The sequence below is a fragment of the Mycobacterium pseudoshottsii JCM 15466 genome (genome assembly GCF_003584745.1).
Taxonomy (GTDB): domain Bacteria; phylum Actinomycetota; class Actinomycetes; order Mycobacteriales; family Mycobacteriaceae; genus Mycobacterium; species Mycobacterium marinum.
The window spans coordinates 132,583-146,422 of the sequence record NZ_AP018410.1; the positions used below are offsets into that span (position 1 = coordinate 132,583).

Here is a 13,840-nt window from a genome sequence, read left to right on the forward strand (position 1 = left end):
TTGGCGGTCTAGGGAAGAAACACAACGCGCCGGTCCGCGCCCAGCGGGCGCGTCCAGGCCGAGGTTACGTCGCTTAGTGGCATCGCCTGGGTACGGACCTCGAATTCGCCCGCGGCGACGGCTTGGGCGATCCCGGGAATGTCGTTGCGGATGTCGCGTTCGGATACGGAGCCGATGCCGCTCCCGACGATCTGCAGGCGAGTGGAGCGCAGGGCCGCCGAGACGATATCGGCGCTGGGGCCACCCGTCGAGCCGATTTGGATCCAGATGAGCTCTTCGTGCGGGTCGCGACGATTGGTGACCAGGTCGACCATGCCTTTGGCGGTGGGCGGTCCCCACACGTAGTCGAGGACGACGTCGACATCGCCGGCCGCTCCGAGCTGGTCAAGGGTGAGTGTGCGGTCGGCGCCCAACGAGGTCAGTTCGTTGAGCCGCTGACGATTGCGTCCGGCGGCGATGACCTCCGCGGCTCCGAAACGTTTCGCGACCTGGATTGCCATGCCCCCGGAGCTGCCTGTCGCGCCGAGGATCAGGACTCGTGATCCGGGTTTGAAGTTGATCCGATTTCGTAGCGCCACCCACGACGAGAGCACGGGGTTGACCGCGGCGGCCACCGTGACCGGATCGGCGTCGTCGGGCAGCGCGACGGCCCACTGCTGGTCAATGATTGTCCGCTGCGCCGTGGTGCCCAGCGTGGTGTCCGCGAGATGGGCGTAGTAGAGCGTGCCCTCGGCGTCGCGGACCACGGCATCGATACCGGGCACGAACGGAAGCTCGCCGGTGCTGGTGTAGTGCGAACCGTCGGCTTGGGCGCGAACGCGCGGATGCAGTGCCGTGGCGACGACGTCGACGATCAGTTCCCCCGGCTTGGTTGAGGTGGGATCGGGGAAGTCCCCGAAGTGGGGCGGCTCATCGAAGGTGCGGACGATCGCGGCTTTCATGGTGTCCATTTTCTCCCCGGTCTTGCGCGGCGCGGGCGACTCCGCGCGATTGCCAGGGGTGGATTCGAGTAAAAATATGGTATTACGAACTATTATAGTTCGCAATCCAATCTATTTGGATATGGTTGTCGCCATGAGTGGTGGCGGTTCGCCCGGCAAACAACTCGCGGATGATCTGCGAGATGCACTGGTGCAAACATCTTTTGCGCTGATGGCGGTGCTTACCGAAGTGGCCGCCGAACACGACCTGTCGCTGACGCAGTTGCGCGTGCTGGGCATCATGCGCGATCGCGAACCGACGATGGGCGAGCTGGCGAGCTACACGGGCTTGGAGCGCTCCACGGTCAGTGGGCTGATCGAGCGCGCGGCGGCGCGTGGCCTGGTCGTCAAGACCGCCGATGAGAACGACGGCCGCGCGGTGCGGGTGAACCTCACCACTGGGGCCCGCCGCCTGGAGCGGGAAACCACCAAGGCGATTGAGCAGCGGATCGCACCAATGCTGGGGCGGTTGAGCACCAGGGAACAGCAGCGCCTGGCGGCGTTGCTGAGTAAAACGCTGGAGCGCTGATGTTGCGGTCGCGCCGCGCAAACGCGCCCGTTCAGCTAGCTGCGCTGGCCTTCAGCGTCGCCAGGGCATCGGTGCTCAATCGGGCCAGCTCGTCGGCCTCGCCACCGTCGAGCGCGGCACCGAAAATCTCGGCCATCCGGCGGTTGGTCGCCTCCTCGACCGCGGCGTAGCGGTCCTTCTTGTCCGTGCCATCGGCGAACGGCTCGGGCCAGCCGAACATGGTCGTGTACTCATGTCCCTTGTTGAGCATGTGTGCTTGGACCGGGGTGATGCCGGAAATGGTGAGGGCGTTGAAATGAACACCGGCCCGCAGCTCCCGCAAGACAAACATCACCTGCAGCGCCCGCGCTGCGGCGTCGTCGGCCAACGCCATGGTGCGCCACCCGGCATACAGCGGCAGGCCCGCGTCCGGTGTCGCCGCGATGATCTTCTCGCCCAGCGCCGCGATGCGATCCAGCCCCGTGGCGGCGGCCAGATACTTGCGGGCGAAGCCGGCGACCTGGTCCCAGTAGAGCTCGGCCGCACCGATCGCGCCGCGAACCGCGATGCCCGTTTCCCACATCCCATGGATGAAATTGGGTTCGAATACCGCGAAGACCGAATGCACCGTGACGCCGGTGGTCTCGCCCAGTACACCGGCGCGGCCTGCCACATATCCCGCGAACGGGTGCTCGTATCCGGCCTCGATGCTTTCGGCGAAGGTGTCCGGGTGCAGCATGAACACCGCGACCGCTTGTTCGATGGGTGAGCCCGCGGCACGGGCGGCGTCGAACATGTCGCTATCGCTCATGAAAATTCTCCTTCGCGGGGGTTTCCAACCTACCAATGCGGTGCGCTGGCCCAGCATGAATGTTTGACCTCAGTCGTGGACGATCACGCCGCGAATGTTCTTGCCGTCGCGCAGATCTTGATAGCCCTGGTTGACATCTTCGAGTCGATATTGGGTGGTGATCAGCTCGTCGAGTTTGAGTTGGCCGGCGTCGTAGAGCCGGAGTAGGCGCACGATGTCGTATTGGGGATTGGCCGATCCGAACAGTGTGCCCTTGATCGTCTTCTCGTTGAGGGTCAGATCCAGGCCCGACAGTTGCACCGTGAGCTTCTCCGGATTCGCCAACCCGGTGATGACCACGGTGTCGCCCTTGCCGATCACCGCAGCCGCGGCACTGACCACTTCCGTGTCGACCGTGCCGACCAGAATGAGCGCTTGGTCCGCGCCTTGGCCCCAGGTGATTTCGTTGACCTTCGCGGCCGCGCTGGCCGCGTCGGGGAAGGCATGGGTAGCGCCGAATTTCAGCGCGGTGTCCCGCTTGAACGCAACCGGATCGACCACCACGACGTGTTTGGCTCCGGCGCTCACCGCTCCTTGTACGGCGTTGATGCCCAGCCCGCCCGCGCCGTAGATGACCGTCGTGTCGCCGGGCCGCACGCCCCCGGCATATACCGAGGTACCCCAGCCGGTCGGAACTCCGCAGCCCACCAGCACCGCGGTGGTCAGTGGCAGCCAGTCGTCGATCTTGACCACCGAGTGCTGCGAGATGGTGGCGCGCTCGGAGAAGGTGCCGAGCATGCACATCGCACCGAAGTCCACCCCCTTGCGGTGGAAGCGGAAGCTGCCATCGCTCATGCATCCTTCGAGGATGGTCGCGCCCATGTCGCAAAGGTTCTGCCGTCCGGTGGAACAGTATCGGCAGGTGCCGCAGTTGGGGATGAAGGAGCACACGACGTGGTCCCCGGGCTTGACCTTGCTGACCCCGGGACCGACTTCCTCGATGACGCCCGATCCTTCGTGGCCGCCGACAATCGGATACCGCGGTGGCAGGTCGCCGTCGGTCAGGTGCAGGTCTGAGTGGCACAAACCCGCGGCGGTGTATTTGATCAGTACTTCGCCGACGCGGGGGCCGTCGAGTTCGAGTTCCATGATCTCGAAGGGCTTGCCCGCTTCCAGCAACACGGCTGCTGTGGTCTTCATGATGCGCTCCTGATGGAATTGCGTTGTTGGAGAGCTTCTTAGAGGGCTATGTGGACGGCGTGGCCATGGTTGTCATCAGATACCCCCGGCACGTTGCTGGTCAAGGTGGTTCGCCGGTTTGGTGGTGCGCGGTGTCATACCGAGATCGATTCCACGGCCGGATAGAACCTGTCGGCGTGGATGCGCGCCTCGGGCAGGCCCTTCGCCTCTAGGAGCCGGCCGACGTCGTTGCACATCTCGGGCGCGCCGCACAGGTAGGCGGCATAGGGTGAGGCGTCCCTGATGTCGGTGGCGATGGCCCGGGTGACGCGCCCGGATCGACCGTTGGGCACCGGGTCGGGCGCCTGCTGCGACAGGCACGGAATGAACCGGAAATCCTTCAATCGCGTCGAGAGCGCCGCGATCTCATCCAGGTACACCAGATCGCGGACGAAGCGTGCTCCGTAATAGAAACGGAAGGGCACGTCCGGGTGCTGTTCGGCGGCATCGGTGAGCATGGACAGGATGGGCGCGATCCCGGAGCCGGTCGCGACGGCGATCACCGGATGCTCGGTGTCGCGCAGAAACATGGTGCCGAACGGCGCTTCCAGATGCAGCGTGGAGCCCGGTTCGATCCGGTCCAGCACCTTGTTGAACAAGCCATTCGGCACGCGTTTGATGCAGAAGGTCAGCTCGCGCGCCGAACTCGGCGGGTTGACCAGTGAGTAGGAGCGGCGTTCACCGCTATCCAGGGTGAACTCCGCATACTGACCGGCGCGAAAGCTCAGCGGATCGTCGAGTTCCACCCGCAGCTCGATCAGGTTCGAGGTCCGGGTCCGCAGCCCGAGGACCTTCGCCCGCCTTCGGCTGGGCGGGGTCATCGGTGGCAGCGCCTCGGCGCCGTCGTTCTGGTGGATCTCGATGACCAGATCACTGCGGGCAAACGTGCAGCAGAGCAGAATCGCCCCGTTCTCGCGTTCGTCCCGCGGGATCGCGTACACCGAGGCCGCCGAGTCATCGACGTCACCGTCGATGAGCCAGTGCTTACACGATGAGCAGTTGCCGTGCCGGCATCCGTATTGCAGATTGATGCCGCTACGCAGGGCCGCAGACAGAATGTCCTCGTCGGGGCCGACCAGGAATTCCTCGGCTCCGGGCTCGAGGGTTACCCGCGCCATGGTGCTGCTCAGCTGCTCGCCGGTTCGAGCTGGGACATCTCGGAGGTGATGACGAACGCGTCGTCCTCGACCCGGGCGCGCCCGTAGTAGCTCGACATGACCACCAGAAAACGCGACATGGTCAGCGGCTTCCCGAGGAACTCTTCGACCTCGGCCAACGGGATGCGGATCATGCCCTCGGTCTCGCACAGGTAGAAGGTGTGTCTGTCCTGGATCCGGACCTGCGGGCATTCCGTGGTGAAGTAGGCGACGGTCGCGTCGGCCTCTTCGCTCTTCATCAAGACGATGCCGACGGTCGTGGACGCGTGCTGTTCGCTGGCGCTCATGACGTCACCTCCACCGGCGCGCGCAGGCCCGCCAGCTCGAGGATGTCTGCGGTCGCGCTGACGACGCGCCGTTTGGCCTGTTCACCACCACCGGAGCCGACCGGGGCGGCGTCGAAGACCGGCAAGAACGCATCGACGGCGGCCAACGCGTCCGGATACCAGGAATCCACCCAGCGCTGCATGAGGTCGCGGTTTTCTGCCGCCGGTACCGGCCGGCCCGCGCGGTCGGTGTCGGCGGTGAGCATCTTGACCAGCGCTTGCGTTGCGGCACGGTTGCGACGCCGGTCGGCCTCCACCGTCATCTCGATCACCGCGGTGACCGGGTCCCCGTGCAACGGGGCCAGCCGGCGGAAGAACTCGCTGCCGATCACCGTGGCAATCAGCGGCTCCACCACCAGATTGGTCATCGTCACCATCTCGCCCCAGTCCCGCAGCGAAAGGAGCCGTTCGACCAGGCGGCGGGCCCCCTGGCAGGCCGGGTCGTTGAGCCAGGCCTCCCGGCCGGCCCCTTCGGTGTAGCCGGGCGCCTGTTCGTAGAGGCCCAGGCTGTAGAGGGCGATGTCCTGCTGGTGCCGAAGCCGGTCCATCGCGCTGAAGGTGTATGTCATCGACAGCGTGTCCGACAAGGCCTCCCTGGTGACGAACGCGTGCGCCTTGAACATCCCCCACTCGAAGGAGCCGTACGCCTCGTAGTAGCGCGCCACGAGGTGCAGCCAGTCCGGTGCGATCTCGCCCAATGCGCCGTTGGCCTTCGCCGACGAACTTGCCCCGGCGATGGACCGTTCCTGTTGGGCCGCCATGTTGATGTAGGACCGCTGCCACAGCCCGGATGGGTCGCGATAGTCGAACCAATTCGGGTGGACCAGTGCGGTGGTCCGGGTGTCCTGGCAGCCCAGCCCGTCCGGGCGCAGTAGATACCAACCGCCGGAGTCGAACTGGCCCATGTCGGGCTGGGCGTTGCAGATGACGGCCTCGTATTCGGACAGTCGGCGCTTCTGGGGCTGGATGTAGGTCAGCTCGCGCTCCGAGTAGAACCCCTCACCAATAGCCTCGGGAGTCGCGCCTTCGGAAATTGCTCCGGTTGTCATCAGATCTCCGTGAAGGCTTCGGCGGGAGCCGCTTTGAGCGGATCCTGGATGGCGACCCCGGTGCGCCGAATGTCGTCGATGGTCCACAGCCAGCGTTCGTCGGTGTGCACGTGCGGCTGCCCCATCAGCGTCTTGCCATCGGATCGAAGCAGATGATTGATCTCGATGTAGCGCCACAGCTCGATGCCGTCATTGACTTCCCACCAGGTCTTGCCGGTGTGCCGATGCGGGGCCTGGCGGAAGATGTGCTGGCAGGCCTGCGAGCAAAATGCGTGCCGCTGGCCGGCCTTGTCGACCGATAGCCGGATCTCGTTGACGTCAATCCTGGGGAAGACCGCAGGCATCTGGCATACCCGACAGATCGGGGGCATGGCCGGGAACAGTCCGAGCGCGAGTTGGCCGTTGCGGGGATCGGCCATCTGCCGGTACGCGCGCCAAAAGTCGCCGTAGTACTTCTCCCAGCCGGGGTACTTGTCTTCGAAGAAGGTGAAGTCCTCGTCGGTCATGTAGTCCGACCGCCAGGCATGCACCGGCCACAACGCTGCGGACACCATCGCCGCCGTGTGACCGCCCCATTCCACGTGCCGTTTGGCGTCGTCCATCCACCGGGGCACATGCAGGCCGAACGGCTCCAGCCGCTCGATGTAACTACCGGCCCAGTCCTCCCAGATCCATTGCTGCCAGAACTCTTTGTAGGACTTCACCCGAGCCTTCGAGAAGTAGTCGTTGACGCCACCGAGGAAGTTGTCGATGAAGGCGTGCTGACGCCAGAACGCCGTGTCGAAGTCTTCCTGGAGCATCGGCAAGTTGTCGGGTTCGCTCAGTACCGCCGCCAGCGTCGCATAGCCGTTTGCCATGTGCCGCGCCTCGTCGGACTGGACCGACAGGAAGACCGACGGGGTCGCCTGATCCCCGTTCGCGGCCGCCACCTCGGTCAAAGACACGAACAGCGGGTTGGTGTAGGCGGTCTCGGCAACGACCTGAAGATTGAGCGAATTGGTGATCGGGTCGTCGTTCATGAACGCTTCGAACACGGCCCGCGCCGGTCGTCCGATCGGGTCGTTGGCGCGCATCTCGAAGCCGGAATTGAACCCGGCGGGGTCGGGCGCGTGCTTGGCGAAGTAGCGCATCAAGTACGCCTCTTGATTGGTATGGCGCACTTCGTCGATCATCTGGGCCAGGTACCCCTGGCGCAGTTCGGGGTTTTCCACCGTGTCGATGAGCATGGCCGTGCATTTCATCGCGGGGTACTCACCGAAGTCGACGAAGGCCAGGACCGGCTTCAAGACCTCCATGAAACGCGGCTCGACCTGAGCCGAGTTGTTCATCCGGCTCAACGCATCTTCGAGCGCACCATATTGGCGGCTGTCTTTTTCCTCCTCCATGCCCACGTACTCACGCACCAGGGGTGCGGAACGGGTCTTTGGTCCTTGGCGGGATCTTGTACTTGGTCGGGTACAACGCGTCTCGATGGAAGTAGCTGGGCTCCCAGTCGAAAGACTTGATCTTCTCGTGCTGGGTTGTGATCGATGCCGTCATTGGCGTTCTCCTCTTGCCCCTATGTACAAGCCCGTGCGCAGTTCAGCACTGCTGAGACCAGGATCACACCACCCGCCGGTCTGCACTACCTCCGATCGGAGGTCGCGACGACGGCTTTTGCCCGGGAGCCAACCGGCATGGGGCTACAGTCGAATTGTGCATCCGCACGGAGGAAGCCAGGACGGCTCACTTGTGCATTCCGCTGCCGCGAACACAGCCCCTGAGGCGGTGCGCGTACTCGTGGTCGATGACCATCCGATCGTGCATCTGGGCGTGGAGCGGCTCGTGCAGGGCAACCCGAGGGTCCAGATGTGCACGGGCGCACGCAATGTGAAAACCGGCGTCGCGGTCGCCGCTGCCGAACGGCCGCACGTGGTGTTGTTGGATCTGCATCTGCCCGACATGGCGCTGCCGGAAGCCGCCGCCGCGCTGCGAGGGGCTTGCCTGGGCGTCAAGCTCATCTTGTTCACCGGGGACAGCAAGCCGACGGTGAGTCAGGTTGCGGGACTGGTCGGGATGGACGCGGTGGTGCACAAGGACAACGCGTGCGCCGTACTGGTCACCGCGATCGAAGAGGTCGCCGCCGGACGGCGATTCTGCGACCCGGTGATCAGCACCGGCAATCCGCTGGAGCTTTCCCGGCGCGAGTATCAGGTGCTAGAGCGGCTGGCGATCGGCGAGACCAACGCGCAGATCGCCCAAAAGCTGCAGCTGGCACCCAACACCGTGAAGTCCTACGTGCAGTCGCTGTTGGCGCACCTCGATGCCCGCAACCGATTGGACGCGGTGATCAAGGCCCAACAGGCCGGAATGCTCTAGCCGCGGGAACCCACGCCTGTACGGTGCCGCCGCCCTCCTCATTGGCCGTGCACGACAACCACCCGCCCACCCGTTCGATGCGCTCGACGGTGGCCCGCAGCCCCAACCCGCGCCGGTGCTCGGACGCGATGTCGGGGGCCGTACCGTCGTCGGCCACGGTCAGCCCGACACCGTCTTCTGCGCGGTAGAGGCTGACCACCACCGAGTGAGCGCCGGCATGTTTTTCCACATTGAGCAGGGCTTCGCGGGCGGTGCGCCGCAGCGCATCGGTCCTGGCCGAATCCAGAAGCGGCAGGTCGCCCAAGACCACCAGTTCCGCGGCGGTACCGGTGCGCGTGGCGAAGTCCCGGCAATCACCTTCCAGCGTGACTGCCAGCGCCTTGTCCTCCGGCAGGTCATGCAACGACAAGGTCTGAGCCCGTAACTCCGACGTCGCGCGTTCGGTGAGCACCAGCGCATCCGACAGCAGCTCTTCGCGACGGCCGGGCTCGGTTTCCTCCTGCGCCGACATCAACGCCACCCGCAGGCTGAACAACGTCGCGCCGACGGAATCATGCAACCGGATCGCCAGGCGTTGGCGTTCGCCGAACGCGGCGACCTCGGCCATCTCCCGTGCGCTGTCGGCAACCTCCATGGCGACTGCCGCCTGCCGCGCCAGGGAAAGCAGCTCCGCCCGGTCACGGTCGGTCCAGGCCACCGGCGACCGCCGGGCCGCGTAGAGCAGCCCGTAGAGCCGGTGGGCACGCACGATCGGGGCAACCATCGCCGCCCGCAGACCCTTCGCGCGCACCGCGTGGTCGAAGTGGTGGGTGATGTCTCGGCTCATGCAGTAGTCGTGCACCGCGACAGTTCGGCGGAGCACCGCCGCCTGCCCGCCGAGCCCTTCCTGCGGCCCGATGACCAAGCCGTTGAGTTCTTCGGTGCGGCCGCCCACGACCGCGACCACTTCCATGGTGTCGTCCTCGGCGATCCGATTGGCTCCGGCCGCCAGGTCTGCACCCAAGCGCCGGTGCACGACATCGGCACCATGGCGCAGCGCCGCTGTTCTGTCGAGCAGCGCCAACACCGCGTTGAACTCAGGATTGGTGTCCAGGTGCGTGGACCTCCTCGGCCAGCTTCGCCGTCGTTGGCGCTGGTTGACTCGAAATTAATCTCCTGCGTCCCGTTCGGGCAATATGTCCTCCCCGATGCTGGGGCAGCGCCGTCTGGAATCCCGGAACCCAGCTGGGGTTGCCCCGGCTGTCGCCGCCCGCGGCGGCCTTCGCGGCCGACACCGACGAATCGGGTGAATGTCCGAGCGGGGGCCGAGACGCCGGTGGTCAAACCTCCGATCGGAGGTGTCGCGCATCGATGACTTCGTGCGATGTTTGGTCCGTGCACCGTATGCAAAGCCATGCCGAGATGCCCAGCATCGATACCGCCCAGCTTTGTGGCGTGCGGGAGGTTCGGATCACAAGGCCGCCGCCTATCTCCACTTCGATGACGTGGACATCACCATCAAGGTGGTGGCGCCGCCGCGTGCCGGGGCGGCCGTGCTGGAGACGGTCTGGGATGTCACCGCCCGGGAATCCGGTCCCGGCCTGGGCACGTGGTGGGGCAGTTGGCGCCGATTCCTGCCCGCGGGTCAAGGCCAGCCCGAGCGTCGCGTCGCCGAGGAGATCCGCGACGCCGTCGATCGGATCCGCCAGATGTTGGACGCCCACGCGCAACGGGTAAGCCACCGGGGTGGTGGCCGGGCATAGGGTCGACCGGTGACGATCACCTATGACGAGGCGCTGCGTTTGCGGATTCGGGCCCGCCTGACGTCGCACGAGCGCCGCGCCGTCACCGATCCGACCAAGCGGCACGCGGCGGTTGCGGTGGTGCTGGTGGACTCCGAAGTCGGCGAGGACCGGGTGGATCCGGCGCCGGTCGACGAGTGGATCGGGGGGCGCCCGATGCCGGAGCCCGGACTCGACGGCCGCATGGTCGACGTGTCAGGGGGTGCGGCGTTCTTCTTGTGTCGCAGAGCATCTCGGCTCCGTGCGCATGCCGCCCAGTGGGCACTGCCGGGCGGACGCGTGGACCCGGGAGAAAACGCGATCGAGGCCGCGCTGCGCGAATTGGACGAAGAGATCGGCATCAGGCTGCCGGACTCGGCGGTGCTGGGCCTGCTCGATGACTACCCGACCCGATCGGGATATGTCATCACCCCGGTGGTGATCTGGGGCGGGGGCCGCCTCGATCCGCACCCGGTGCCCGACGAGGTGGTGGCGGTCTACCGGGTGGGCCTGCACCAACTGCAGCGTCAGGATTCGCCGCGGTTTGTCGCCATCCCGGAGAGCCCCAGGCCGGTCGTTCAAGTCCCGTTGGGAAACGACCTCATTCATGCGCCGACGGGTGCCGTGCTGCTGCAGGTGCGCTGGCTGTGCCTGGAAGGGCGAGACGATCCGGTCGACGAACTCGAACAACCGGTCTTCGCCTGGAAATAGGTCGGTGGGTAATCAGGCCGCTGCGGTGTGGCGTCCGCACACCCGGCGCTGGCTTCGGATCGCCAGTAAGTTCATTCGAAATGCACACTCAACACACCGAAGCGCACCAGCTGCCCCCCTTGGGAATGCCTGCGGCGGGCGACTTCAGGTGACCGCCGATGACTTCCGGTAGCGCGCCGCAATGGCTCACCCGAAACCTGCGGGTGCTCTCGCTGGTGTCGCTGCTGCAAGATGCGGCCAGCGAGCTGCTCTACCCGCTGCTGCCGATTTATCTGACGACCGTATTGGGCGCGCCGCCATCGGTGGTTGGGGCGGTGGAAGGCGCGGCCGAGGGGGCCGCCTCACTCACCAAGATCGTGTCGGGCCCGCTGGGCGACCGGTTCGCCCGGCGCCCACTGATCGCGAGCGGCTACGGGATGGCGGCGCTGGGCAAGCTCATCGTCGCGGCCGCCGGCGCCTGGCCCGGTGTACTGGCCGGTCGGGTTGTGGACCGATTGGGCAAGGGACTGCGCGGTGCGCCTCGCGACGCGTTGCTGGTCGACGGCGTTGAGCCGGCGCAGCGCGGTCGCGCATTCGGGTTTCACCGCACCATGGATACGCTCGGCGCGGTCATCGGCCCGCTGCTCGGGCTGGCCGGATACGAACTGTTCGACCACCAGATCGGCCCGGTGCTCTACCTGGCTGTGATTCCCGCTGTGCTCAGCGTGCTGCTCATCGCCTGGGTTCGGGAACCACCGCGCAATCTTGCGAAAGCCAAGCCTGCATCGATACTCGACGGGACTCGGCGGCTGCCCCGTCGATACTGGGCGGTGGTCTCGTTTCTGGTCTTGTTCAGCATCGCCAATTTCCCGGACGCGTTGCTGCTGTTGCGGCTCAAGCAGATCGGCTTCTCGGTGGTGGGCGTCATCATGGCCTACGTCGGCTACAACGCGGTGTACGCACTGGCGAGTTTTCCGGTGGGGGTGCTTGCCGACCGCTTGGGCCGGCCGGTGGTGTACGCGTTTGGGCTGGTGTTTTTCGCGGTCGGCTATCTCGGGCTGGGCATCACCACCGACACCGCAACCGCATGGGCGCTGATCGCGGCCTACGGGCTGTTTACCGCTTGCTACGACGGTGTGGGGAAGGCCTGGATCTCGGCGATTGTCAGTGCGGAGCTACAGTCCAGCGCCCAAGGTGTGTTCCAGGGCCTGAGCGGATTTGCGGTGCTGGCGGCGGGACTGTGGGCCGGGTTCCTGTGGGGTGTGGACGGGCGGCTGCCGCTGCTGATCTCGGGTGGGGCCGGAGCGGTGTTCGCGCTCGCGCTGCTGGCCGCCGCGGCCGGTACGCGGCGACGGGCGAGGTGATCGGGGTTCGAGTCCGGACCGGGGCAGCGCGCACCGGGTTACGCTGACCTGGTGAGCAGCAAGCAAGTGCCCGGTGGGGTGGTACACGCGCTGCCCCCAGACCTGCGTGAGGCGTTGGTGGCCAACTCCACCGCGCTGGCCGCCTGGAACGACATTACGCCCTTGGCCCGCAACGAGTTCATCTGCTGGGTCGAGGATGCCAAGCAACAGAAGACGCGTGAGCGCCGTATTCGCCGGACACGCGAAGAGCTGGAAGAAGGCCAGCGCCGGCCCTGCTGCTGGCCGGGGTGCAAGCATCGCGAGCGCACCGGCAAGTGAGCCCGGCGCGCTGAATCTCCGGGCCGGACCGATCGGCTGTCATACCGGCCGGCGGAGAGCCAATTCGAGGCCGTTGTCACGCATGACGGCGCGACACTGGTCGGGCGCGTAGTCGAAGTTCTGCAGATCCTTGATGTAGGAGGCGGGTTCGGCCAGTCCTTCGACGTGGGGGTAGTCCGAACCCATGATGATGTGATCCGCACCCAGTAGTTTCAGCAGGTCCGCCAGCTCGTCCTCATAGAACGGGGACACCCAGACGTGACGTTTGAAGGTCTCCCGGGGGTCTTCCTGATAGATGAAGGGAATCTGGCCGTAGGACTTGGCCAGCTTCTCGAACAGGTGGAAGACCCAGGCCGAACCGCTCTCGATGCAGGCCATCCGCAGGTTGGGGAACCGGTGAAAGAGGCCCTTGTGCAAGTGGTTGGCGAAGGTGTCCTGCAACGGATCCCCGGAGAACAACGACCGAAAGCCCAGCAGCGCCTGAAAAGACATCATGTAGTCCGCTTCGCCCCAGGCCGGCATGAACTTCGAGTAGTAGGTCTCGCCCGAGTGGTAGCACACGGTGATGCCGGAGTCGTTGGCCAACTGCCAGAACGGGTCGAACAGTGGATCACCGGGCGCACGCATGCCGACCTCGGTGGTGACCGGTCCGGGAACCATGACGATGAAGCGCGCGTCGTGGCGCAGCGCCCACTCGAGCTCCCGCACAGCGTTATCCGGTATGCACAGCGTGATGTAGGGGGCGGCGAAAATCCTTTCCTGATAGGCGAATCCCCAGTCCTCCTGCATCCAGCGATTGAAGGCGCGGAAGGTCGCCGCCGTGGCCTCCAGGTCGGGCAGCAGCGCTTGCTCCATCCCGACCCCGAGGGTGGGCGGCATGATGCAGCCCTGCATGCCCTGTTCGTCCATGGCCGCCAGCCGAGCGTCGCGGTCACGGTACTCGGGACGAATCGGCTCCAAGTCGCCGAACAGTGCGTTGAGGTCGGCGCCTCTGGGATTGCGGCCGCGGAAGTACTCGTCGAGCGCGCCGGGCTTGGCGACCGGGTCGAAGGTCGGATTCGGGATGAACCTGTTTACCCTGCCCCCGACGATCAGCCGCGCTCTGCCGTCCAGCTGGGCCCACTGGATGGCACGCTTTTTGTATTCGCGCTCGATGTGGCGGGTGAACGCGTCCACCGCCTCGTAGTAGTGGTTGTCGCAGTCGAAGAACGTGAACCCGAGCTCGGTCTTCATCGCCGTCGTGTCCTTTCCGTGGCCGGACCCGATCCATCCGAGCCAGGCCGCATCATCGAAGGCTAGAA

Annotated in this window: 16 protein-coding genes; 6 read left to right on the top strand and 10 right to left on the bottom strand. The window is 65.7% G+C overall.

Annotation, left to right across the window (positions count from 1 at the left end; all coding sequences use genetic code 11):
* Window positions 1-8 precede the first annotated feature (8 nt).
* On the bottom strand, window positions 9-941 hold the full coding sequence (locus MPSD_RS00600) for a quinone oxidoreductase family protein (RefSeq protein WP_020785377.1): 933 nt from the start codon (window positions 939-941) through the stop codon (window positions 9-11).
* 133 nt (window positions 942-1,074) lie between these two features.
* Between MPSD_RS00600 and MPSD_RS00605 the strand changes: the two genes are divergently transcribed.
* Complete coding sequence (locus tag MPSD_RS00605) at window positions 1,075-1,509, top strand: MarR family winged helix-turn-helix transcriptional regulator (protein WP_020785376.1); 435 nt, start codon at window positions 1,075-1,077, stop codon at window positions 1,507-1,509.
* Between the two features lie 31 nt (window positions 1,510-1,540).
* On the opposite strand, the gene MPSD_RS00610 is transcribed toward MPSD_RS00605, so the two are convergent.
* The 7 genes from MPSD_RS00610 to MPSD_RS28675 all read right to left on the bottom strand — a co-directional run bounded on the left by MPSD_RS00610 (window position 1,541) and on the right by MPSD_RS28675 (window position 7,588).
* Window positions 1,541-2,299 carry an SCO6745 family protein gene (locus MPSD_RS00610; RefSeq protein WP_020785375.1) on the bottom strand — a complete coding sequence of 253 codons (759 nt, stop codon included), beginning with the start codon at window positions 2,297-2,299 and terminating at the stop codon, window positions 1,541-1,543.
* A gap of 69 nt (window positions 2,300-2,368) precedes the next feature.
* Window positions 2,369-3,478 carry an NDMA-dependent alcohol dehydrogenase gene (locus MPSD_RS00615; protein ID WP_020785374.1) on the bottom strand — a complete coding sequence of 370 codons (1,110 nt, stop codon included), beginning with the start codon at window positions 3,476-3,478 and terminating at the stop codon, window positions 2,369-2,371.
* 134 nt (window positions 3,479-3,612) lie between these two features.
* Window positions 3,613-4,635, bottom strand: coding sequence for a 2Fe-2S iron-sulfur cluster-binding protein (locus MPSD_RS00625; protein WP_012392130.1), 1,023 nt, complete (start codon window positions 4,633-4,635; stop codon window positions 3,613-3,615).
* 8 nt (window positions 4,636-4,643) lie between these two features.
* Window positions 4,644-4,961, bottom strand: coding sequence for an MmoB/DmpM family protein (locus MPSD_RS00630; protein WP_020785373.1), 318 nt, complete (start codon window positions 4,959-4,961; stop codon window positions 4,644-4,646).
* Window positions 4,958-6,049, bottom strand: coding sequence for an aromatic/alkene monooxygenase hydroxylase subunit beta (locus tag MPSD_RS00635; protein ID WP_020785372.1), 1,092 nt, complete (start codon window positions 6,047-6,049; stop codon window positions 4,958-4,960). The genes MPSD_RS00630 and MPSD_RS00635 overlap by 4 nt, the downstream gene beginning before the upstream one ends.
* Complete coding sequence (locus MPSD_RS00640; protein WP_232022715.1) at window positions 6,049-7,434, bottom strand: ferritin family protein; 1,386 nt, start codon at window positions 7,432-7,434, stop codon at window positions 6,049-6,051. The genes MPSD_RS00635 and MPSD_RS00640 overlap by 1 nt, the downstream gene beginning before the upstream one ends.
* Before the next feature lie 10 nt (window positions 7,435-7,444).
* Window positions 7,445-7,588: a Methane monooxygenase component A alpha chain gene (locus tag MPSD_RS28675; RefSeq protein ID WP_020785370.1), complete on the bottom strand. Its 144-nt coding sequence runs from the start codon at window positions 7,586-7,588 to the stop codon at window positions 7,445-7,447.
* Window positions 7,589-7,828: 240 nt separating this feature from the next.
* Here MPSD_RS28675 and MPSD_RS00645 point away from each other — a divergent pair, with 240 nt between their 5' ends.
* Complete coding sequence (locus MPSD_RS00645; protein ID WP_020727637.1) at window positions 7,829-8,407, top strand: response regulator transcription factor; 579 nt, start codon at window positions 7,829-7,831, stop codon at window positions 8,405-8,407.
* On the opposite strand, the gene MPSD_RS00650 is transcribed toward MPSD_RS00645, so the two are convergent.
* The gene (locus MPSD_RS00650; protein ID WP_020785369.1) at window positions 8,379-9,473 is read right to left on the bottom strand and encodes a GAF domain-containing sensor histidine kinase; all 1,095 of its coding nucleotides are present in this window, start codon (window positions 9,471-9,473) and stop codon (window positions 8,379-8,381) included. The two genes, MPSD_RS00645 and MPSD_RS00650, sit on opposite strands and share 29 nt — an antisense overlap.
* 361 nt (window positions 9,474-9,834) lie before the next feature.
* On the opposite strand from MPSD_RS00650, the gene MPSD_RS00655 reads away from it, so the two are divergent.
* The 4 genes from MPSD_RS00655 to MPSD_RS00670 all read left to right on the top strand — a co-directional run bounded on the left by MPSD_RS00655 (window position 9,835) and on the right by MPSD_RS00670 (window position 12,539).
* Entirely contained in the window at window positions 9,835-10,149 is a 315-nt protein-coding gene (locus tag MPSD_RS00655; protein WP_015353970.1) for a hypothetical protein, read from the top strand.
* Between the two features lie 9 nt (window positions 10,150-10,158).
* Window positions 10,159-10,878 carry an NUDIX hydrolase gene (locus tag MPSD_RS00660; protein ID WP_015353971.1) on the top strand — a complete coding sequence of 240 codons (720 nt, stop codon included), beginning with the start codon at window positions 10,159-10,161 and terminating at the stop codon, window positions 10,876-10,878.
* A gap of 158 nt (window positions 10,879-11,036) precedes the next feature.
* Window positions 11,037-12,221: an MFS transporter gene (locus MPSD_RS00665; RefSeq protein ID WP_086085247.1), complete on the top strand. Its 1,185-nt coding sequence runs from the start codon at window positions 11,037-11,039 to the stop codon at window positions 12,219-12,221.
* Window positions 12,222-12,272: 51 nt separating this feature from the next.
* Window positions 12,273-12,539 carry a YdeI/OmpD-associated family protein gene (locus tag MPSD_RS00670; protein ID WP_020785366.1) on the top strand — a complete coding sequence of 89 codons (267 nt, stop codon included), beginning with the start codon at window positions 12,273-12,275 and terminating at the stop codon, window positions 12,537-12,539.
* A 39-nt stretch (window positions 12,540-12,578) separates the two neighbouring features.
* On the opposite strand, the gene MPSD_RS00675 is transcribed toward MPSD_RS00670, so the two are convergent.
* On the bottom strand, window positions 12,579-13,772 hold the full coding sequence (locus MPSD_RS00675) for an amidohydrolase family protein (protein WP_086085248.1): 1,194 nt from the start codon (window positions 13,770-13,772) through the stop codon (window positions 12,579-12,581).
* Window positions 13,773-13,840 lie beyond the last annotated feature (68 nt).